At 65.2% G+C, this 22077-nt stretch carries 18 protein-coding genes; 6 read left to right on the forward strand and 12 right to left on the reverse strand.

The genetic code is table 11. The features are described 5' to 3' along the window. Positions 1 to 9: 9 nt before the first annotated feature. Entirely contained in the window at positions 10 to 756 is a 747-nt protein-coding gene (cnbZ, locus tag ACVWYQ_RS36425; protein WP_404542641.1) for a 2-amino-5-chloromuconate deaminase CnbZ, read from the forward strand. A gap of 21 nt (positions 757 to 777) precedes the next feature. On the opposite strand, the gene ACVWYQ_RS36430 is transcribed toward cnbZ, so the two are convergent. The 12 genes from ACVWYQ_RS36430 to ACVWYQ_RS36485 form a co-directional block, all read right to left on the reverse strand. Then, entirely contained in the window at positions 778 to 1662 is an 885-nt protein-coding gene (locus ACVWYQ_RS36430) for an ABC transporter permease (protein ID WP_404542639.1), read from the reverse strand. Positions 1663 to 1665: 3 nt separating this feature from the next. Continuing rightward, positions 1666 to 2607: an ABC transporter permease gene (locus ACVWYQ_RS36435; protein ID WP_025034874.1), complete on the reverse strand. Its 942-nt coding sequence runs from the start codon at positions 2605 to 2607 to the stop codon at positions 1666 to 1668. Positions 2608 to 2761: 154 nt separating this feature from the next. Next, positions 2762 to 4270: an ABC transporter substrate-binding protein gene (locus ACVWYQ_RS36440; protein ID WP_271545382.1), complete on the reverse strand. Its 1509-nt coding sequence runs from the start codon at positions 4268 to 4270 to the stop codon at positions 2762 to 2764. A 22-nt stretch (positions 4271 to 4292) separates the two neighbouring features. Beyond that, positions 4293 to 5399: an ABC transporter ATP-binding protein gene (locus tag ACVWYQ_RS36445; RefSeq protein WP_456727064.1), complete on the reverse strand. Its 1107-nt coding sequence runs from the start codon at positions 5397 to 5399 to the stop codon at positions 4293 to 4295. Beyond that, on the reverse strand, positions 5399 to 6388 hold the full coding sequence (locus tag ACVWYQ_RS36450; protein ID WP_275508962.1) for an ABC transporter ATP-binding protein: 990 nt from the start codon (positions 6386 to 6388) through the stop codon (positions 5399 to 5401). The genes ACVWYQ_RS36445 and ACVWYQ_RS36450 overlap by 1 nt, the downstream gene beginning before the upstream one ends. Continuing rightward, the gene (locus tag ACVWYQ_RS36455; RefSeq protein WP_404542633.1) at positions 6385 to 7095 is read right to left on the reverse strand and encodes a DUF1028 domain-containing protein; all 711 of its coding nucleotides are present in this window, start codon (positions 7093 to 7095) and stop codon (positions 6385 to 6387) included. Before ACVWYQ_RS36455 ends, ACVWYQ_RS36450 begins: the two co-directional genes overlap by 4 nt. Positions 7096 to 7104: 9 nt before the next feature. Further along, positions 7105 to 8910 carry a gamma-glutamyltransferase family protein gene (locus ACVWYQ_RS36460; RefSeq protein WP_404542631.1) on the reverse strand — a complete coding sequence of 602 codons (1806 nt, stop codon included), beginning with the start codon at positions 8908 to 8910 and terminating at the stop codon, positions 7105 to 7107. Between the two features lie 87 nt (positions 8911 to 8997). Beyond that, a complete protein-coding gene (locus ACVWYQ_RS36465) occupies positions 8998 to 9987 on the reverse strand; it encodes an ABC transporter ATP-binding protein (RefSeq protein ID WP_404542629.1) in 990 nt (329 codons plus the stop codon). Next, positions 9984 to 10970, reverse strand: a complete 987-nt coding sequence (locus tag ACVWYQ_RS36470) for an ABC transporter ATP-binding protein (RefSeq protein ID WP_404542627.1) — start codon at positions 10968 to 10970, stop codon at positions 9984 to 9986. Before ACVWYQ_RS36470 ends, ACVWYQ_RS36465 begins: the two co-directional genes overlap by 4 nt. Before the next feature lie 13 nt (positions 10971 to 10983). Beyond that, on the reverse strand, positions 10984 to 11955 hold the full coding sequence (locus ACVWYQ_RS36475; protein WP_404542624.1) for an ABC transporter permease: 972 nt from the start codon (positions 11953 to 11955) through the stop codon (positions 10984 to 10986). 10 nt (positions 11956 to 11965) lie between these two features. After that, entirely contained in the window at positions 11966 to 12946 is a 981-nt protein-coding gene (locus ACVWYQ_RS36480; protein WP_036025775.1) for an ABC transporter permease, read from the reverse strand. Positions 12947 to 13049: 103 nt separating this feature from the next. After that, on the reverse strand, positions 13050 to 14645 hold the full coding sequence (locus tag ACVWYQ_RS36485) for an ABC transporter substrate-binding protein (protein WP_404542621.1): 1596 nt from the start codon (positions 14643 to 14645) through the stop codon (positions 13050 to 13052). A gap of 321 nt (positions 14646 to 14966) precedes the next feature. Here ACVWYQ_RS36485 and ACVWYQ_RS36490 point away from each other — a divergent pair, with 321 nt between their 5' ends. The 5 genes from ACVWYQ_RS36490 (at position 14967) to ACVWYQ_RS36510 (ending at position 21995) form a co-directional block, all read left to right on the forward strand. Next, complete coding sequence (locus tag ACVWYQ_RS36490) at positions 14967 to 15224, forward strand: DUF6489 family protein (protein ID WP_404542619.1); 258 nt, start codon at positions 14967 to 14969, stop codon at positions 15222 to 15224. Further along, complete coding sequence (locus ACVWYQ_RS36495) at positions 15224 to 16024, forward strand: esterase/lipase family protein (RefSeq protein WP_404542617.1); 801 nt, start codon at positions 15224 to 15226, stop codon at positions 16022 to 16024. The genes ACVWYQ_RS36490 and ACVWYQ_RS36495 overlap by 1 nt, the downstream gene beginning before the upstream one ends. A gap of 45 nt (positions 16025 to 16069) precedes the next feature. Next, the gene (locus ACVWYQ_RS36500; RefSeq protein WP_404542615.1) at positions 16070 to 17620 is read left to right on the forward strand and encodes a WS/DGAT/MGAT family O-acyltransferase; all 1551 of its coding nucleotides are present in this window, start codon (positions 16070 to 16072) and stop codon (positions 17618 to 17620) included. A 10-nt stretch (positions 17621 to 17630) separates the two neighbouring features. Beyond that, the gene (locus tag ACVWYQ_RS36505; protein ID WP_404542613.1) at positions 17631 to 18626 is read left to right on the forward strand and encodes an alpha/beta fold hydrolase; all 996 of its coding nucleotides are present in this window, start codon (positions 17631 to 17633) and stop codon (positions 18624 to 18626) included. 132 nt (positions 18627 to 18758) lie between these two features. Further along, entirely contained in the window at positions 18759 to 21995 is a 3237-nt protein-coding gene (locus ACVWYQ_RS36510) for a bifunctional cytochrome P450/NADPH--P450 reductase (RefSeq protein WP_404542611.1), read from the forward strand. The last annotated feature ends 82 nt before the right edge of the window (positions 21996 to 22077 follow it).

Genomic DNA, 22077 nt, shown 5'->3' on the forward strand with positions numbered 1-22077 from the left:
GAGTCCGTCATGACGCGCGAATTCTCGGCCGGCAATTATCGTTTCATTCCGTCCGTGTTCCAATATTCCGCCGGTGCTGCCGCGGATGAGGGCTACGAGATCGAGCGGGTCCGGTTCGACCGCCTGGTGCCGCTCGCGGAAGGGTTTGCGCTGGCGGCAAAGTTCATCCAGGAGGCGGGCCGCCCGCTGACGGCGTTCTGCGCCTGCGAGCTGCGCTCGCCCGCGGCCTTCAGCGAGGAAGGCTTTCGCGCGTTCAATCTGCACTATGTGAAGACGCTGTCCGAATGGGGCATCTTCGACGGCACCACCAATCCGGTGGCGCGCAGCAATGTCTGTCCGGAGATCGATCCGCCGTCGGAGCCGTCGTTCTATGCGTTCTCCTTCACGCGTCCGACGCGGTCAAATTTGCCGAGCTTCGTCATCGCCGGCGGCGCCGAGGCGCGCGAGGGCAGCGGCACCTATGTCGAGCGCACGGTGCGCTACCGCGACCTCAGCCCGGAGGGGCTGCGCGAGAAGGTGCGCTTCACCACCACGTCGCAGATGGAAAACCGGATGGCGGCCTTCGGCTTCGGCTGGAAGGATACGACCGGCGTGCAGGCCTATTCCGTGCACGACTTTCACCACGCGCTGGTGGACGAGCTGGTCCGCCGCGGCGCGCTCCGTTCCGGGCTGACCTGGCATTTCGCCCGTCCGCCGGTGGTGGATCTGGAATTCGAGATGGATTGCCGCCGCGTGCTGCGGGAAGTGGTGATCTGATCTCCTCACCAAGAGGAATAATCAGCGCTGCCTTGGGTCGAGTGCGTCGCGCAGCCCGTCGCCGAGCAGGTTCAGCGACAGCACGACGAGGAAGATCGCAAGGCCCGGCCAGATTGCCATCCAGGGCGCCTGGGTCAGGAAGCGTTGTGCCGCGTTGAGCATGCTGCCCCACGACGGCGCCGGCGGCTGCTGGCCGAGGCCGAGGAAGGAGAGGGCGGCTTCGGCGATGATGGCCGCAGCGATCGAGAGCGTCGCCTGCACCAGAAGTGCCGGCAGGATGTTCGGCAGGATGTGCGAGAGCGCGATCCGCCACGGCGGATTGCCGAGTGCGCGCGCGGCCTCGACATAGTCTTCGGCTTTGACGACGAGCACCTGGCCGCGGGTCAGGCGGATGAAGATCGGCGTCGCCGAGATGCCGATCGCGATCATGGCATTGCCGAGGCTCGGGCCGAGGAACGCGGCGAGTGCGATCGCCAGGATCAGGAACGGGCAGGCCAGCATCGCATCTGTAATGCGGCTGATCAGCGCGTCGGTGAAGCCGCCGCGGTGGCCGGCAAGGAGACCGAGCGGAACACCGATGCCGAGCGCGATCGCGACCGAGATCAGGCCTGCGAGCAGCGAGGCGCGCGCGCCGTAGACGACGCGGCTGAGGATGTCGCGGCCGAGCTCGTCGGTGCCGAACCAGTGGGCCGAGGTCGGCGGTTTGCGCACCAGGCTCCAGCTCGTCGCGATGGGATCATAGGGCACGATGAGCGGAGCGAGCACGGCAAGGACGATGAATATCGTGAGCACGACGAGCCCGAACACCGCCGCCTTGCGCTTGAACAGCCGCCGACGCGCGCGGCGGGCCGGGCTATCCAGCTCGTCGGCTCGCGTGAGAGGGCTCGGCAGCGCGGCGTCGGTCATGGATCAGCCCCGGAGCCGCGGATTGACGAGGATGTATGCGATGTCGGCCACCAGATTCAGCGTGATGTAGACCGTGGCCGTGACCAGGACGACGCCCTGAACCACGGCATAATCGCGGTTGAATACGGCATCCACGATCAGCTTGCCGAAGCCGGGAATGGAGAAGATCTGCTCGGTCAGGACCGCGCCGGAGAGCAGCGTACCGAGCTCGAGCGCGCCGAGCGTGATGACGGGGGTCAGCGCATTGCGCATGGCATGCTTGAGGATCACCGTGCGCTCCAACAGCCCTTTGGCGCGCGCGGTGCGCACGTAGTCGCTTTCCAGCACCTGAAGCATGGCGCTTCGCGTATGCCGCATCAGGATCGCGGCGATCGCATTGCCGAGCACGAAGGCGGGCATGATGGTGACGGCCAGGCTCGCGCGCCAGTTCTCGGTGAGCGGCACGTAGCCGGAAGCCGGCAGCCATCCAAGCTCGATCGAGAACAGGAAGATCAGCATGATCCCGAGCCAGAAGTTCGGCGTCGAGATGCCCCACAGCGCAAAGAGATTGGCGCCATAGTCCCAGGCGGAACCCTTCTTCACGGCCGCGACGATGCCCGCGGGAATGCCGATCAGCAGCGCGATCAGGATCGCCATCGAGCCGAGCTGCAGCGTCACCGGCAGCTTCTGCGCGATCAGCTCGCGCACCGGCATCTTGTTGCGCAGCGACTCGCCGAAATCGCCCGAGAGCACGCCCTTGATCCAGTAGGCGTACTGCACCGGGACGGGCTGATCGAGCCGGTACTGGCGGCGGATCTGCTCGATCACGGCGGGATCGCGCTCCTCGCCCGCCATCACCAGCGCGGGGTCACCCGGCAGCAATTGCTGCAGCGAGAAGATCAGCACCGAGACGAAGAACAGCGTCGGCACGATCTGCACAAGGCGGCGGGCGAGGAAGTTCAGCATGGTCCCACTCGTGTCCCGGGCGAAGCGCAACATGCAATGTTGCGCTGCTGAACCGGGACCCAGTCACGGTTCGTTGTTGCCATGGGTCCCGGCTCTGCGGAGCAGCGCTTGCGCGCTGCACCGCGTCCGGGACACGGACTGAATGTCGGGCCGATCACTTCAGCTTGAGGCCGACAACGCGGACGAGGCCGTCCGGCATTTGCCTATAGCCTTCGAGCTTGGTCGTGTGCGCGATGATGATGCGGCGGTGGTAGAGGTAGAGGATGGCGTGATCTTCCAGCTCCAGCTTCGCAAGTCTCTCGTAGGCGGCCTTGCGCTGAGCCATGTCCGACGTACGGCGGGCATCGTCGAGCGCCTTGTCCGCGTCGGCATTGGCCCAGGCGCTGTAGTTCTGCGGCGCATCCTTGCGCAGGAACACGTAGGAATTCCCATCGGGATCGATGCGTCCGCTCCATGCGAGCATGAAGGCCTGGTATTCGCCGGACTCGGCCTGCTTCAGCGACGTCGCAAACTCGGTGACGCGGATCTTCATATCGAAGCCCGCCTCGCTCGCCATGGATTGCACCACCTGAGCCACCGCTTCGGTCTCGGCACCCTTTGGTACCAGGAAGTCAACGCTGACTGGCCCAGTGACGCCGGCTTCCTTCAGGAGCGCCTTGGCTTTGGCGATGTCGCGGCCGTGGATCGGAAATGCGCCCTGATAATAGGGGTGATCGGGATTGACCCATTGGTTGCCCGGCTTGAATTCGCCGTTGAACACCACCTGGTTGATCGCCTCGCGATCGATCGACCAGTCGAGTGCCTGCCGCACCTTGGCGGATTGGCTGAGCGGGCCCTTGGCCTTGTCCTTGCCGATGTTGAGCGTGATGCCCTGATAGCCCAGCTCGATGGCGGTCGCGACCTTCAACCGCGAGTCGGCGCGCACCTCCTTGAGGTCGGTGGCGAGCACGCGCTCGATCAGATCGAGGCCGCCGGATTTCAGGTTTGCGAGCCGCACGGTGGCGTCGACAATCGGCTGGAACACGATCTTGTCGATGAAGACGTTGTCCTTGTTCCAGTAGTCGGCGAATTTCTCGAACACGATGCGGTCCTGCTGCACGCGCTCGACGAACTTGTAGGGGCCGGCGCAGATCGGGCGGAGGCCGAACTTGTCGCCGGCCTCCTTGGCCGCCTTCGGCGACATCATCATGCCGGCGCGGTCGGTGAGTTGAGCGAGCAGCGGCGAGAACGGCGACTTCAACACAAGCTTGATCGTGAGGGGATCGACGATTTCGACGTGATCGACCGAGGCGAGCTCCGGCTTGCGGAACGAGCCGGGGAACGTCAGATGCCGCTCCAGCGAGAATTTTGCGGCCTCGGCATCGAACGGCTCACCGTCGTGGAATTTCACGCCGGGCCGCAGCTTGATGACCAGCGCCTTGCCGTCGTCGGCGGTTTCGCTCGAGAGCGCCAGCTGCGGCACGATGTTGAGCTTCTCGTCGATGTCGAACAGCTTGTCGCAGAAGGACGAGAACACGATGCGGCCGACATAGGTGCGCGCCATCGTGGGGTCGAGGATATCGGGGTCTTCGGCGAGGCCGATGCGCAACGTGGTCTGGGCCTGCGCGGCCCCGATCGACACCAGCACAGCGGCGGCTGTTGCGGCCAGGCGAAACATCTTCATCGGTCAATCCCCATTGCTTCGGCTATTTCGTTGCGGACGCGGCGTACTGTATACCAGCCCCGGCGGGGCTGCTGCCCTCCGCCTTTTGGCTGAAGGCCGCGACCAGTTTTGCAAGCGCCGGCGAAAACCCGCCGGCGGTGGGTAGAATGGAGTCTCCAGACGGCAGCTCCGCGGTGCGGTGACAGGCGGTGGCGTGGCCCGTGCGGTCGGCTAGAAGCGCAGGCGCCTCGCTGCGGCAGCGCTCGATCACGAACGGGCAGCGGGTGTGGAAGCGGCAGCCGGCGGGCGGATTGAGGGCGCTCGGGATTTCGCCCTCCAGCAGCACCGTCGTTCGTTTCGCCTTCGGCTGCGGCAGCGGGATCGCCGACAGCAGTGCGCGGCTGTAGGGGTGGCGCGGCGCGACGAACAGCGCGTCGGCTTCCGCCGTCTCGACGATCTGGCCGAGATTTATCACCGCGACGTGGTCGGCGATGTGCTTGACCACGGCAAGGTCGTGCGAGACGAAAATGTAGGCGAGGCCGAGCCGGTCCTGGAGCTCGCGCAGCAGGTTCAGGATCTGGGAGCGGATCGAGACGTCGAGCGCCGAGACCGGCTCGTCGCAGATGATGAGCTTCGGCTCGACCGCGAGTGCGCGGGCGATGGCGATGCGTTGGCGCTGGCCGCCGGAGAATTCATGCGGATAGCGCCGGGCGAGGCGCGGCTCCAGCCCGACCAGCCGCAGCAGTTCGGCAACGCGCTCGGCTCGCCGCACCGGCGGCACCAGATCGTGCAGCGCCAGCGGCTCGGTCAGGATCTGGCCGACCGTCATGCGCGGATTGAGTGAGGCGTAGGGATCCTGGAAGATGATCTGCGCCTCGCGGCGGAAGGCGCGCAAGGTCCCGGCGTCGAGCGCGAGCAGCTCGCGGCCGTCGAAGCGGATCGTGCCGGCATCCGGCTCGATCAGCCGCAGCACCAGGCGGCTGACGGTGGACTTGCCGCAGCCGGATTCGCCGACGAGCGCCAGCGTCTTGCCGGCCTCCAGCGAGAAGGACACGCCATCGACCGCCTTGACGTGCGCCAGTGCGCGGCCGAGCAGCGAACGCTGGGCGACGAAATGCTTGACCAGGCCGTCGACTTCGAGGAGCGCCATCACGACACCAGCAATTCGAGCGGCGCGCGGATGCAGCGCGAGAGATGGCCGCCGCTGACTTCGACCAGCGGCGGCGGCGCCCTGGTGCAGGCGTCGAGCACGAAGGGACACCGCGGGGCGAAGCGGCAACCGGCGGGCGGCTGTGCCATGTTCGGCACCATGCCTTCGATCGTCGCAAGCTGCTCGGCGCGGTGGTCGAGCCGCGGGATCGAGCCGAGCAGGCCGACGGTGTAGGGATGCTGCGGGGCGGAGAACAATTCATCGACAGGCGCACGCTCGACGATCTCGCCGGCATACATCACCGCGACCTCGTCGCAGACTTCGGCGACGACGCCGAGATCGTGGGTGATCAGGATGATCGCGGCGCCGCTCGCGGCCTTCAGCTCGCGCATCAGCTCCAGGATCTGGGCCTGCAGGGTGACGTCGAGCGCGGTGGTCGGCTCGTCCGCGATCAGCAGCCGCGGGTCGCAGGCGAGTGCCATCGCGATCATGACGCGCTGGCGCATGCCGCCGGAGAGCTTGTGCGGGTAGTCGTCGATGCGACGCTCGGGTGAAGGGATATGGACGCGGCGCAACAGCTCGATCGCGCGCTCGCGCGCGCTCTTCCGCGAGCCGCCGCGGTGACGCAGGATCGTCTCGACGATCTGGTCGCCGATCGTGAAGCTCGGATTGAGCGAGGTCATCGGCTCCTGGAAGATCATCGCCAGCCGGTTGCCGCGCAGATCGCGCAACGTCTGGTCCGGCGTGGTCAGCAGGTCGAAACCGTCGAAGCGGATCGCGCCGGATACTTCCGCGCTCTGCTTCGGCAGCAGGCCCATGATCGCCAGCGACGTCACGCTCTTGCCACAGCCGGATTCGCCGACCAGACCGAGCGTCGCGCCATTGGCGACGCTGAGATCGACGCTGTCGACCGCGTGGGTGATACGGCCGTCGTCGCCATGAAAGCGGATACGCAGATCTTTGATCTCGATGAGGGGGCTGGCGCTCATGATCGTCTCGCGCGCGCCGCTTCGATGCTGGCGTCGATGACGCTGCGATCGGTATTGCCGGCCGGGTTCTGCCGCGTCGGCATGGAGGCGCGGAAGTGCACCCAGAGTTCGTGACTGACGCGCTCGAGGCGTTCGAGCTCACCGAGCGGATCGGGATGGTCGTCGGCGCGAATGTCCAGCGCTGGCCATTCCTCCTCGCCGTGGATCACGAGCGCGGCCGATTGCTTGCCGCGCTTGTCGCCGCCGGCGGCTTCGCCGGCGCGCATCGCCGCGAGCAGACGGCGCGGGAAGGGCAGGCTGTCATTTGCGATATATGTCTTCGCGGTCTCGTCGAGCACGTCTGGGCCGGCGAGCATATTGCCGGCGATCGAGAAGCCGCTGCCCGCGACGTGGCCGCACCAATCAACGCAGTCGCGCCCGGTATGCGCGGCGATTGCGCCGCTGGCATCCATGATATGGACCTGGCGGCTCTCGCGGCCGTCATCGGCCGCCAGCAGGGTGGCGAGCACGTCGTGGGCGTTGAGGCCCTCACGCAACAGCTTGACGCCGTCGATGCCGTAATAGGGATTGACGAAGGCCTGCGTCGCGATGGCGCCGAGGCCGGCGGCGACGTAGGGCACACGCGCGCCGACGGCGAAGAAGCGGGTCGCAACCGCGATGCCGAACTGGCCGGTGGCAGGATCGCGCGCGATGATCGACCAGGTCATGTGCTGCTTTCAGCGTCCCGCCGCGTAGCCCTGCATGCCGCGTGGATTGGCGGCTGCGCGCCGGCGCGGACCCACGCGTGAGGCCGCGGTGAGGCGGCCTTCGGACCAGTCGGGGCCGACCTCGACGATATGTCCGCGCTCGCGCAGGTTCTCGATGGTTGCCTTCGGCACGCGGTTCTCGACCACGAGCACCCCGGGACGCGCGGTGCGAGGCCAGAACGAGATCGGGAAATGCTCGGAATGCCAGGCCGGCGCGTCGATCGCTTCCTGGAGATTGAGGTTGCAATGGACGTGGCGCAGGAAGAATTGCGTGATCCACTGGTCCTGCTGATCGCCGCCGGGCGAGCCCCAGGCGAGGTAGGGCTCGCCGTCACGCAAGGCCATAGTTGGCGACAGCGTCGTGCGCGGTCGCTTCCCCGGCGCGAGCGCGGCGGGATGACCTTCCTCCAGCCAGAACATCTGGGCGCGGCTGCCGAGGCAAAAGCCGAGCTCGGGAATAATCGGTGAGGATTGCAGCCAGCCGCCCGACGGCGTCGACGACACCATGTTGCCGTCCCTGTCAATGATGTCGAAATGCACGGTGTCGCCGCGGACCTCGCCGAAGCGGCCCACGGTCGGCTCGCCGGCGCCGAGCGCGCCGACCGCCTCGCGCTGGCCCTCGGCGCGACGCAGCTTGACGACACCGCCGAAGCCCTCGACCGAGCCCGGAATGAAATCGAGCGAAGCCTTGTCGGTGACGAGCTTGCGGCGCTCGTCGTTGTAGGTATCCGACAGCAGCGTTTCGATCGGGATCTCGTTGAACTTGGGATCGCCGTAAAATTTTTCACGGTCGGCGAAGGCGAGCTTGGCGCATTCGATCTGGAGATGGATGAACTCCGGCCCGGTCGGATCGAGGCCGTCGAGTGCAAAGCCCTTCAGCAGCGCGAGCTGCTGCAAGGTGACCGGACCCTGGCTCCAGACGCCGGCCTTGCAGACGGTGTAGCGGCCATAGTCGTAGGTGAGTGGCGCTTCGACCGTCGGCTGCCAGCGCGCCATGTCCTCGGCGGAGAGCACGCCGCGATGCGGCGAGCCGCTGACGTCCATCACCTCCTGGGTGCGGCAGAACTTGTCGATGGCTTCCGCGACGAAGCCTTGCGACCACGCTTTGCGCGCGCGCTCGATCTCGGCATCGCGGCCGCCGGCGCCGCTTTCCGCTTCGCTCAGGATCCGGGCGTAGGTCGCAGCCAGCGTCTTGTTGGTGAACAGCGTGCCGGGCTTCGGCACTTCGCCGTTCGGCAGGTAGACGGCGGCCGAGGTCGGCCAATGCTTGCGGAACAATTGTTCGACCGTCTGGATCGTGGCGCAGGCGCGCTCGACCAGCGGATAACCGTCGCGGGCATAGGAGATCGCGGGCTCCAGCACGTCGCGCACGCGCATCGTGCCGTAGTCCCGCAGCAGCATCATCCAGGATTCGAAGGTGCCGGGAACGCAGGCGGCGAGGAGGCCCGTGCCCGGCACCATGTCGAGGCCTTCGCTTCTGTAATGCGCGATGGTGGCCCGCGCCGGCGCCGGGCCCTGGCCGCAGATTACCTCGGTGCGGCCGCGCTTGACGTCATGCACGATGATGGGCACGTCGCCGCCGGGACCGTTCAGATGCGGCTCGACCACCTGGAGCGTGAAGGCGGTGGCGACGCCGGCATCGAAGGCATTGCCGCCCTTTTCCAGGATGGCCATGCCCACGGCCGTCGCAATCCAGTGCGTCGAGGCGACGACCCCGAACGTGCCCTCGATCTCGGGCCTCGTCGTGAATGGATCGGGATTGATATTACTGCCCATGGGAGTTCACCACCTTATTTCCGGCGCGCGCAATTGATCACAGGGCCACGCCGCCGCCAAATGCACAGGCTGCATGGCACGCGCGCGTCACGCCGGGACCGGCGCGGTGTTGACCGCATGGCAGGCGACGCCGCCGATCAATTCCGGCGTCTCCTTGCGGCAGAGATCGAACGCCAGCGGGCAGCGCGGATTGAAGGCGCAACCGGAGGGCGGGTTGATCGGGTTCGGGATCTCGCCCTTGACCGGAACGCGCTGGCGGCCGCTCATGGCAAGATCAGGCACGGCGCCCAGCAGCATCTTGGTGTAAGGCATGCGCGGATTGGCGAACAGCTCGCGTCCGTCCGCGATCTCGACGATACGGCCGAGATACATCACGCCGACGCGGCTCGCCATGTGGCGCACCACGGCGAGGTTGTGGCTGATGAACATGTAGGTCAGGCCGAACTTGTCCTGGAGGTCGCGCATCAGGTTCAGGATCTGCGCCTGCACAGAGACGTCGAGCGCCGAGGTCGGCTCGTCGCAGACGATGAATTCGGCGTCGGAGGCGAGCGCTCGCGCGATCGCGATGCGCTGGCGCTGGCCGCCGGAGAATTCGTGCGGATATTTCAGCCGGTCGTCCGGATGCAGGCCGACGAGGCTGAGCAGCTCGCCGACGCGAGCCTGGATGTCGCGCTCGCCCTGGATCAGGTCGAAGGCGCGGATCGGCTCGGAGATGATGGCATCGACCCGGAAGCGCGGGTTCAGGCTCGCATAGGGATCCTGGAAGATCATCTGGATACGGCGGCGCAGCTTCCGCCGTGCCAGGGCCTGCCGCGGGTCGGTCATCGAGATGCCGTCGATCAGCACGTCGCCGGCGCTTGGCGGCAGCAGGCCGACGACCATGCGCGCCACCGTGGTCTTGCCGGAGCCGGACTCGCCAACCAGGGCAAACGTCTCACCCTTCCTGATGTCGAAGGTGACGTGATCGACCGCCTTGAGATATTCGAGATGTCCGCCCTCGAGCACGCGGTTGAGCCAGGGTTTCGAGACGTCGAAGACGCGGCGCAGGTTTGTGGCATGGACGAAGGGAGCACTCATGCCACGCTCTCCGCCGGCACGTCGTCATAGAGGTGGCAGGCCACCGATTGCGTGCCGCGCGGCAGCGGCTCCGGCCGCTCGACACGGCAACGATCGAAGGCGAAGGCGCAGCGCGGATTGAACGAGCAGCCGCGCGGAATCGCCGACAGGCGCGGCATCGAGCCCGGGATCTGCACCAGGCGCTTGTCCTCGCCCGCAAGTGTCGGGATCGCGCCCATCAGGCCCTTGGCATAAGGATGCAGCGGATTCTTCACGACGTCCTGCACCGGGCCGATCTCGGCGACACGGCCGGCATACATCACGGCGACGCGGTCCGAGGTCTCGGCGATCACGCCCATGTCGTGCGTCACCAGCATCACCGCGGTGCCGTGGTCGCGCCCAAGGCGCTTGATCAACGAGATGATCTGCGCCTGCACGGAGACGTCGAGCGCGGTGGTCGGCTCGTCGGCGATGATCAGCTCCGGCTCGGCGCAGATCGCGAGCGCAATCACGACGCGCTGGCGCATGCCACCGGAAAACTCGTGGGGATAGCCGTCGATACGCTTTTCAGGCGCGGGAATGCCGACTTCGGCCAGGAGGTCGATGGCGCGGCGGCGGGCGGCCGACTCGGACAGATTGAGGTGGGTGCGGATCGTCTCCACGATCTGGTCGCCGACCTTGTAGAGCGGATTGAGCGACGTCAGCGGATCCTGGAAGATCATGCCGATGCGCTTGCCCCTGATGCGGCGAATCTCCTCCGGCGGCAGATTGTCGATGCGCAGGCCCGCGAGACGAATCTCGCCGCCGGCAATGCGGCCGGGTGGATCGATCAGGCCGATCACCGCGAGGCCGGTGACGGACTTTCCGGCTCCGGACTCGCCGACGACGCCGAGCACCTCGCCCTTGGCGATGTCGAAGGAGACGCCGTCGATGGCGCGCAGCGTGCCGCGGCGGGAGGCAAACTCCACGTGAAGATCGCGCACGGAAAGGACGGGTTCGGTCATGGACGAGGCGTATTCATCGAAGCTTCGGATTGAGCGCGTCGCGCAGCCAGTCGCCGAGCAGATTGATCGACAGGATCAGCGCCGCGAGCGCGAGCCCCGGGAAGGCGACGATCCACCATTCGCCGGCGAACAGATAATTGTTGCCGATGCGGATCAGCGTGCCGAGCGAGGGCATGGTGTCGGGCAGGCCGACGCCGAGGAAGGACAGCGTCGCCTCGGTGATGATGGCGAGCGCAAGGTTGATGGTGGCGATGACCAGGATCGGGCCCATCGTGTTCGGCAGCACGTGCCGCAGCATGATCTTCGGCGCCGGCAGGCCGATCAGCTGCGCGGCGGCGACGTAGTCCTTGTTCTTCTCGACCATCACGGAGCTGCGCACCGTCCGGGCATAGCCGACCCAAAAGCTCAGGCCTATCGAGATCACCAGCACCACCAGCATGCTGGCGGCGTCCAGCCGGTTGCCGAGGATTGATTTCGCGATGCCGTTGACCAGCAGCGCGATCAGGATCGCAGGGAATGTCAGCTGCACGTCGGCGATCCGCATGATCACGCCGTCCACTGCGCCGCCGAAATAGCCGGCGATCAGGCCGAGGGCGATGCCGAGCGCGCCGGCGAAGATCACGCCGGCGACGCCCACGGCGAGCGAGATGCGCATGCCATAGAGAATCGCGGAGAACACATCGCGGCCTTGCTCGTCGGTGCCGAGCAGGAACGGGCTCTGACCGTCCGCGGTCCACAGCGGTGAAATCCGCGAATTCATCAATTGCAGCTGTGCCGGATCGAACGGGTTCTGCACCGCGAGCACGGATGCAAAGATCGCAAGCAGGAAGAACAGGACCGTGATGGCCGCAGCCACCATGGTGAGCTTGGAGCGGCGGAACGAATAGAACAAGTCGCTGTCGAGCGTGCGGCTGAACCAGCCCTGGGCGGCCTGCACCGGCTGCGCGCTCTGCTTGTCGGAATTGGAGACGATTGCGTCGGACATGCAGGCTGCCCTATGCGGCGCGACCGACGGTCGAGCGCAGGCGCGGATCGACCACCGTGTAGAGGATGTCGACCACCAGATTGATGGTGACGAAGATCAGTGAAACCATCAGCAGGTAGGCGGCCATGATCGGAATGTCGACGTTTTGCACGGCCTGGACGAACAGAAGCCCCATGCCCGGCCATTGGAACACGGTTTCGGTGATGATCGAAAATGCAATAACCGAGCCAAACTGAAGCCCTGCCACGGTGATCACCGGAATCAGCGTGTTCTTCAGCGCGTGGCCGAAATGGATCGCACGCGTGGTCAGCCCCCTCGCGCGGGCGAAGCGGATATAGTCGGTCCGCAACACTTCCAGCATCTCCGCGCGCACCAGCCGCATGATCAGGGTCATCTGGAACAGGCCGAGCGTGATCGAAGGCATGATCAGTGCCTTCAGTCCCGACACCGTGAGCAGGCCGGTCGTCCACCAGCCGAGCTTGACCACCTCGCCGCGGCCGAACGAGGGCAACCAGCCCAATGTCACGGCGAACAGGTAGATCAGGAGAATGCCGATCAGGAAGGTCGGCAGCGAGATGCCGATCAGCGAGACCGCCTGGAATAGTTTGGCCAGCACGGTATCGCGCTTGAGCGCCGAATAGACGCCCATCAGGATGCCGAACACCATTGCAAACACGGTCGCACAGATCGCAAGTTCCAGCGTCGCGGGCATGCGCTCCATCAACAGCGTCGCGACCGGCTGGCGGAACTGGTAGGAGACGCCGAACTTGAACTGCGCCGCATCGGCGAAATAGCGCACGAACTGCACCGGCACGGGGTCATCGAGGCCGAGCGACTTGCGCACGATCGCGCGTTCGGCGGCCGAGGTGTCGATCGAGACGATCTGGTTGACGGGGTCGCCGGCGAAGCGGAACATCGAGAACGCGATGATGCCGACGGCGAACATGACGCCGATGGCCTGAACGGCGCGGCGAAGCGTGAAAGCGAGCATGCCTTCCACTGTCCTTGGGTGAGCGTACGGCCGACGTCCTTGGCGGCCGGAAAAGAAAGGTCCCGGAAGGCGGATGCCGCCGGGACCTCGTGTTCAACCGATCCTATTCCTTCTTGGTTGCCCAGTGGAACATGACGAGATTGTCGGCGCGCTGCGGCAGGTTCACCTTCTTCGATACGCCCCAGGCCAGCGCCTGCTGGTGCAGCGGGATGTAGGACCAGTCCTTCATGCCGATTTCGTAGGCCTGCTTGATCAGCTGGTTGCGCTTGGCGGTGTCGGTTTCGACCAGCACCTTGTCGGTGATGGCATCGAAATCCTTATTGCAATAACCGCCGAGATTGGCCTCGCCGCGCGAGGATTTCGCATCGTCGCGGCAGCCCATGATGTCGTAGAGCACGTTGTGGGAGTCCATCGTGCTCGGGGTCCAGCCCAGCAGGTAGAACGAGGTCTGGTAGCCGCCCTGCTTCAGCACCTTGGCGAAGTACTGCGCCTTCGGCTGCGCCAGGAGATTGATCTTGACGCCGATACGGGCGAGCATGCCGACCACGGCCTGGCAGATCGCGGCGTCGTTGACGTAGCGATCGTTCGGGCAGTCCATGGTGACCTCGAAGCCGTCGGGGTAACCGGCTTCGGTCAGGAGCTTCTTGGCGCCGTCAGGATCGAATTTCGGCCGCGTGAACTCCTTGGACAGCACGAACAGTTCCGGTGCGATCATCAGCGCCGACGGCGTCGACAGCCCGCGCATCACGCGCGTCTTGATCAGCTCGATGTCGATCGCCTTGTAGAAGGCCTCGCGGACGCGGACGTCCTTGAACGGGTTCTTGCCCTTGATGTTGGAGTAGAGCAGCTCGTCACGCATCTGGTCAAAGCCGAGGAAGATGGTGCGCAGCTCCGGTCCCTTCAGCACCTGGGCGTTCGGGCTGGAATCAACGCGAGAGATGTCCTGGATCGGAACCGGCTCGATGACGTCGACTTCGCCCGAGAGCAGGGCGGCGACGCGGGTGGCGTCGGAAGCGATCGGGGTGAAGATGATCTCCTTGAGATTGCCCTCGACCTTGCCCCAGTAATTGGGATTGGCCTTGAACACCGTCTTCACGCCGGGCTGATGGCTTTCAATGATGAAGGGACCGGTGCCGTTCTCGTTCAGTGAGGCATAGCTCGGCGTGGTCGCCGCCACCGGCGTCGGATCGACGACGTTGTTCTCCTCGGCCCATTTCTTGTTCATGATGTACCAGACATCCCACGCGTTATGCAGAATGGGATTCGGCGAGGGCAGGACGAAGTCGACGGTGTAGTCGTCGACCTTGACCACCTTGACGTCCGGCGCAAGGCGGGTCTGCATGTTCGACCCCTTCTTGCGGACGCGATCGGCCGAGAACACCACGTCGTCGGCGGTGAAGGGGTTGCCGTTGTGGAATTTCACGCCCTTGCGCAAATGGAAGCGCCAGCGCGTCGGCTCCGGGGTTTCCCAGCTTTCCGCCAGCGCCGGAATGATCTTGAGATCCTTGTCACGCGCGGTGAGGCCCTGATAGACGTGGCCGAGATGAGCGTGGGTGGTGCTCTCGTTCAGGGTATAGGGATCGAGCGACTTCAGGTCACCCTGGTTGGCATAACGTAGCGTCTGGCTGGATGCTGGCGAAACCGCCAACGCAAGCGTGCCGGCGAGCGTCGCCGCAAACAGACTTTGACCGATCGACATTCTTGACCCTCTCCACACTGCTACGCCGGTGATTTTTGATTGTTCGGCGGGCTGACTGAACCATGTTGCCCAGAGTTCTCGACCCGTGCAAGCGTCATTCCAGCAAGGAACGCGCCAAGTTGCACCGCTGTGCAGCAATGCTGCCCGGCAATCCCCGGGCCGGCAGGCGTCCTTCTGCGCGGGTTGCGGGCCGGCCAATTGATTGACCATACCGGTCGATCGGGGAAGCCGGTCTTTGCGGCTTCGCCCAAGGTCGCTTGCGTTGCAGACCTTCTCGCGGTGATACTCCGACAGGCCGCTCGAATCTCATCCGGAGGGGACATGAAGGTTAACATCGAAATCGACTGCACTCCCCTCGAAGCCCGCCAGTTCTTCGGTCTGCCTGACGTGGCGCCGATGCAGACGGCCGTGATGGACAAGCTGCAGCAGCAGGTTCTCAGCAACATCGAGAAGGTTTCGCCGGAATCGCTGATCCAGAGCTGGTTCACCTTCGATCCCAAGATCGCCGAGCGGTTTTCTGACATGTTCGTCGCGATGGCCGGTCTCGGCGGCACGCGCAGCGGCGACAAGAAGAAATAGTGTCGCCCGGACCGGACCGGGCGCTGCAAGAAGGCCGGCTTCGTCCGCCGGGTCTCGGCCTGCTGCTCGCCGAGGCGCGGGGGCTTTTCGAATTGAATGCAAGCCTGCTGCTGTCGCCGCTGCTGATGCGCGCGCCGAGGGGCGATGGCCATCCGGTGCTGGCGCTACCGGGCTTTCTCGCCAGCGACCTCTCGATGGTGCCGATAAGGCGCTATCTCAGTGAGCTCGGCTATGACGCGCATGCCTTGCGGATGGGCCGCAATCTCGGTGGACTGGGGCGGATGCGGGATTCGCTGCGTAGCCGCCTGGCTGAAATTCATGCCGCCACGGGACGCAGGGTCAGCCTGGTCGGGTGGAGCTTAGGTGGCGTCTATGCCCGCGATCTCGCGCTTTGGGCGCCCGACAAAGTCCGTTACGTCATCACCCTTGGCAGCCCTTTCGCCAATGACGTGCGGGCGACCAACGCGACGCGGCTTTACGAGACGCTATCAGGCGAGAAGGTGGAGGACTTTGCCGAAGCGCGCGAGGCGATTGCCGGCGATCTGCCGGTGCCGGCAACGTCGATCTATTCGCGCGCCGACGGCGTCGTGAACTGGCGGACCTGTCTGCTGCGCCCCTCCGACCGTGCCGAGAACATCGAGGTGCACCTGGCGAGCCATATTGGGCTCGGCGTGAACCCGGCGGTGCTGTGGGCCGTGGCGGATCGCCTGGCGCAACCGGAGGGAGACTTCCGGCCATTTGACCGGGCGGGGCCGTTTGCCATTGCATATGCCCCGCCGGACCGGGCAGTATCGGCCTGACGAGAAGCGCCGCCAAGGCGCCCGTCGAATATTCGGGAGGGAACCATGGCTGACGGTAAGAAGCTGTCGTCGCTTGACGCGTCGTTTCTCTATCTGGAAACACCGGAAATGCCGATGCATGTCGGCAGCATGGCGATCTTCCGCCTGCCTGACGACTACAAGGGCGATTTCTTCGAAGACTTCAAGGCGATGATCGTCTCGCGCCTGCACATCGCGCCGATTCTCAAGGCGCGGCTGGAGAAGGCGCCGCTCGACATCGATCATCCATCCTGGGTCGAGGACGATCAGTTCGACATCGACCGCCACATCTTCCGGGCAAGCCTGCCGCAGCCGCGCGACCGCGCCACGCTCGAGCGCATCGTCGGCTGGATGCATGCCAAGCTGCTCAACCGCGCCCGCCCGCTCTGGGAGTTCTACGTGTTCGAGGGCATGAAGGACAACGAGGTTGGGCTCTATTCCAAGATGCACCATGCCGCGATCGATGGCGGCGCCGGTGCGGCGCTGACCAACATGATCTACGACATCTCGCCGATCCCGCGGAAGGTCGATCCGCCGACCGCGGGCAGCAAGCCCGGGCAGGAGCCGCGCGACATCGCCGCCAACCTGCTCGACTCCTATCAGCAGCTGTTCAGCCAACCACTGGAGGCTTCGCAAGCGGCGAAGAACCTGCAGCTGCCCCGCACCGGCAAGAGCGATATCGGCTCGATCCTGTTCGACAACGCTATGTACCAGATCGAGAGCGCGGTGCGCTTCGCCGGCAACATCCCGACCGTGCTCAAGAGCGTCTCCGACGTGCTCGGCAAGATCGCCGATCCCAAGTCGCGCGAGAGCCTTGCCAGCATGGTGTCGCCGCCGACCATGCTCAACAAGACGATCTCGTCTGAGCGGAGCTTTGCCGGCGTGTCGATCCCGCTGTCGCGGGCCAAGGCCCTGGCCAAGCAGGCCGGCGGCAAGCTCAACGACGTGGTGCTGGCGCTCGCCTCCGGCGTCGTCCGCCGCTATCTCCTGCGATATGGCACGCTGCCGGCGAAATCCCTGACCGCAGCGGTGCCGATCTCGCTGCGGGAGGAGGGCAACACCGAGGCCAACAACCAGGTGTTCGGCATGATCTGCTCGATCGCCACCAACATCGAGGATCCCAAGGCGCGGCTGGAAGCGATCATCGCGCAATCAACCAAGTCCAAGGAGATGTCGCATCCTTTGCGGGCCTTGATGCCGCAGGTCTCCAACATCTCGATGCTGGGCGCGCCGATCATGGTGCAGATTCTGGCGCTGCTCTATAGCCGCTCGAACCTCTCCGACGTGCTGCCGCCCGCGGCCAACATCACCGTGTCCAACGTGCCCGGGCCGCGGCAGACGCTCTATGCCGCCGGTGCCGAGCTCTTGCACATCTTCCCGGTGTCTATCTCGACCCACGGGCAGGCACTCAACATCACCGTGCAGAGCTATCGCGACCAGCTCGATTTCGGCTTTATCGTCGGTGCCAACATCATCCCGCATGTGCAGGTGATGTGCGACATGCTGCCCGAGGAGTTCGCTGCGCTGGAGGCGGCCTACGCGCCGCCCGCCACCGATATCAAGGGCGCTGCGGAGTAAGGAATTTGCTATGATTGAAATGCCGCAGCTCAAGTTCGCGACGACGAACGGAATCCGCATGGGCTTCTACGAGGCGGGCCCGGCCGACGACAAGCCGCCGGTCGTGCTGTGCCACGGCTGGCCCGAACTCGCCTTCTCCTGGCGCCACCAGATCAAGGCCCTGAGCGCGGCCGGCATCCGGGTGATCGCGCCCGACCAGCGCGGCTACGGCGCGACCGACCGGCCCGAGCCGGTCGAAGCCTATGACATGGAGCACTTGACCGGCGATCTCGTCGGTCTGCTCGATCATCTCGGGATCGACAAGGCGATTTTCGTCGGTCACGACTGGGGCGGCTTCGTCGTCTGGCAGATGCCGCTACGGCATCCCACGCGCGTCGCCGGTGTGGTTGGCGTCAACACGCCGCACTGGGACCGCATGCCGATCGATCCGATCGCGCTGTTCCGCCAGCGTTTTGGCGACCAGATGTATATCGTCCAGTTCCAGGACCCCGCGCGCGGACCGGACAAGATATTCAGCAGCCGTGTCGAGCAGACCTTTGACGCCTTCATGCGCAAGCCGGCCGCGCGCCCTCCGGGTGCGCCTCAGGAACAGCCGATTGCTGGCATTGGTGCTTCGCCGCGCATCAACCTGGCGTTCCCGCAGATGATCGCGAATTACGACGCCAGACATGATCCGCGCACGCCGATCCTGTCGGCTGACGAGAAGAAGGTGTTCGTCGACACGTTCACGAAGACCGGCTTCACCGGCGGCATCAACTGGTACCGCAACTTCACCCGCAACTGGGAGCGCGCGAAAGGGCTGGACCACCACATCCACGTGCCCTCGTTGATGATCATGGCCGAGAACGATGCCGTGCTGCCGCCCTCGGCGGCCGACGGCATGGAGAAGCTGGTCGATGACCTCGAGAAGTATCTGGTGAAGGACAGCGGCCATTGGACGCAGCAGGAGAAGCCGGAAGAGGTCAGCGCCAAGCTGATCGAATGGCGCAGAAGGCGGTTTGGCTAGCGCTCGTCATTGTGAACTCGTCATTGCGAGGAGCGAAGCGACGAAGCAATCCAGACTGCCTCCGCGGATATATTTCCGGATTTCTTCGCTTCGCTCGCAATGACGACATTGAGGCAGGGGGACTACATTTCGATGTCATCCAAGAACCGTCTGGACCCGATCCCGCAGCCGGCGACCAAGCCGGTAGTCGGCAACATGCTGTCGCTGGACGCGGCCGCTCCCGTGCAGCACCTGACGCGGCTTGCCAAGGAGCTCGGTCCGATCTTCTGGCTCGACATGATGGGCTCGCCGATCGTCGTCGTCTCCGGCCACGATCTCGTCGACGAGCTCTCGGACGAGAAGCGGTTTGACAAGACGGTGCGCGGCGCGCTGCGGCGCGTGCGTGCGGTCGGCGGCGACGGCCTCTTCACCGCCGACACCCGTGAGCCGAACTGGAGCAAGGCGCACAACATTCTGCTGCAACCGTTCGGCAACCGCGCCATGCAGTCCTATCACCCGAGCATGGTCGATATCGCCGAGCAGCTCGTCCAGAAATGGGAGCGGCTCAACGCCGACGACGAGATTGACGTCGTTCACGACATGACCGCGCTGACGTTGGATACGATCGGCCTGTGCGGCTTTGACTACCGCTTCAACTCGTTCTACCGGCGCGACTACCATCCCTTCGTCGAGTCGTTGGTGCGCTCGCTCGAAACCATCATGATGACGCGCGGCCTGCCGTTCGAGCAGCTCTGGATGCAGAAGCGGCGCAAGACGTTGGCCGAAGACGTCGCCTTCATGAACAAGATGGTCGACGAGATCATCGCCGAGCGGCGCAAGAGCGCGGAAGGCATCGACGACAAGAAGGACATGCTCGCCGCAATGATGACCGGCGTCGACCGCTCCACCGGCGAGCAGCTCGACGACGTCAATATCCGCTATCAGATCAACACCTTCCTGATCGCAGGGCACGAGACCACCAGCGGCCTGTTGTCCTACACGCTCTACGCGCTGCTCAAGCACCCGGAGATTCTCAAGAAGGCCTATGACGAGGTCGATCGCGTCTTCGGCCCCGACGTCAACGCCAAGCCGACCTATCAGCAGGTGACGCAGCTCACCTACATCACGCAGATCCTCAAGGAGTCGTTGCGGTTGTGGCCGCCGGCGCCGGCCTACGGCATCTCGCCGCTGAACGACGAGACGATCGGCGGCGGCAAGTACAAGCTCAGGAAAGGAACGTTCGTCACCATTCTGGTGACGGCGTTGCACCGTGATCCCAGCGTGTGGGGTCCCAACCCTGATGCCTTCGATCCCGAGAATTTCAGCCGCGAGGCGGAGGCAAAACGGCCGATCAATGCCTGGAAGCCGTTCGGCAACGGCCAGCGGGCTTGCATCGGCCGCGGCTTCGCCATGCACGAGGCAGCGCTCGCGCTCGGCATGATCCTGCAGCGCTTCAAGCTGATCGACCACCAGCGCTACCAGATGCACCTGAAGGAGACGCTGACCATCAAGCCGGAAGGCTTCAAGATCAAGGTGCGGCCGCGTGCCGATCGCGAGCGCGGCGCCTATGGCGGGCCCGTTGCGGCTGCGTCCTCGGCACCAAAGGCGCAGCGTCAGCCCACCACGCGGCCCGGCCACAACACGCCGATGCTGGTGCTCTACGGCTCCAATCTCGGCACCGCCGAGGAGCTCGCAACGCGCATGGCCGATCTTGCCGAGATCAACGGTTTTGCCGTGCATCTCGGCCCGCTCGACGACTATGTCGGCAAGCTGCCGCAGGAGGGCGGGGTGCTGATCATCTGCGCCTCCTATAACGGCGCGCCGCCGGACAATGCGACGCAGTTCGTCAAATGGCTCGGGGAGAATCTGCCGAGGGATGCCTTCGCCGGTGTGCGCTACGCCGTGTTCGGCTGCGGCAACAGCGACTGGGCCGCGACCTATCAATCGGTGCCGCGCTTCATCGACGAGCAATTGTCGAAGCATGGTGCGCGCGCGGTCTATCCGCGCGGCGAGGGCGATGCGCGCAGCGATCTCGACGGCCAGTTCCAGAAATGGTTCCCCGCCGCCGCGCAAGTCGCGACCAAGGAGTTCGGCATCGACTGGAATTTCACCCGCACCGCCGAGGACGATCCGCTCTATGCGATCGAGCCTGTCGCGGTGACCGCCGTCAACACCATCGTCGCCCAAGGCGGTGCAGTGGCGATGAAGGTGCTGGTCAATGACGAGCTCCAGAACAAGTCCGGCGCGAATCCTTCCGAGCGCTCGACGCGCCACATCGAGGTGCAGCTGCCGGCCAACCTCAGCTATCGCGTCGGCGATCACCTCAGCGTCGTTCCGCGCAACGATCCTACGCTGGTAGACTCGGTCGCGCGCCGCTTCGGCTTTTTGCCGGCCGATCAGATCAGGCTCCAGGTGGCCGAAGGCCGGCGCGCGCAATTGCCGGTCGGCGCGGCCGTGTCGGTCGGCCGCCTGCTCAGCGAGTTCGTCGAGCTGCAGCAGCTCGCGACGCGCAAGCAGATCCAGATCATGGCCGAGCACACCCGCTGCCCCGTCACCAAGCCGAAGCTGCTGGCCTTCGTCGGGGAGGAGGCGGAACCGCTCGAGCGCTATCGCTCCGAGATCCTCGCCAAGCGCAAATCGGTGTTCGACCTGCTGCTCGAATATCCGGCTTGCGAACTACCGTTCCACGTCTATCTCGAGATGCTCTCGCTGCTGGCGCCGCGCTATTACTCGATCTCGTCCTCGCCGTCGGTCGACCCGGCGCGTTGCAGCGTCACGGTCGGCGTGGTCGAAGGTCCGGCCGCCTCCGGCCGCGGCACCTACAAGGGTATCTGCTCGAACTATCTCGCCAATCGGCGGGCGGGCGATACGATCTACGCAACCGTGCGCGAGACCAAGGCGGGCTTCTGCCTGCCGGATGATCCATCCGTGCCGCTCATCATGATCGGTCCGGGCACGGGACTTGCGCCGTTCCGCGGCTTCCTCCAGGAGCGCGCCGCGCGCAAGGCGAAAGGGGCCGCGCTCGGCCCGGCCATGCTGTTCTTCGGCTGCCGCCATCCCGACCAGGATTTTCTTTACGCGGAAGAGCTGAAGGCGCTGGCGGCGAGCGGCATCACCGAGCTGTTCACGGCGTTCTCGCGCGCGGACGGGCCGAAGACCTATGTGCAGCACGTGATCGCGGCGCAGAAGGACAAGGTCTGGCCGCTGATCGAGCGGGGCGCGATCGTCTATGTTTGCGGCGATGGCGCGAAGATGGAGCCGGACGTGAAGGCTGCGCTGGTCGCCATCCACCGCGAGAAGAGCGGCAGCGATGCTGCGGCAAGCGCGCGCTGGATCGAGGAGATGGGCGCGAACAACCGCTATGTGCTGGACGTCTGGGCGGGCGGGTAGCGCGAGACGTGGTCTGTAGCCCGAATGGAGCGCAGCGAAATCCGGGGCGATCTTTCTCACGAGAGTGTTTCCCGGATTGCGC

The organism is Bradyrhizobium sp. USDA 3397 (genome assembly GCF_054060965.1).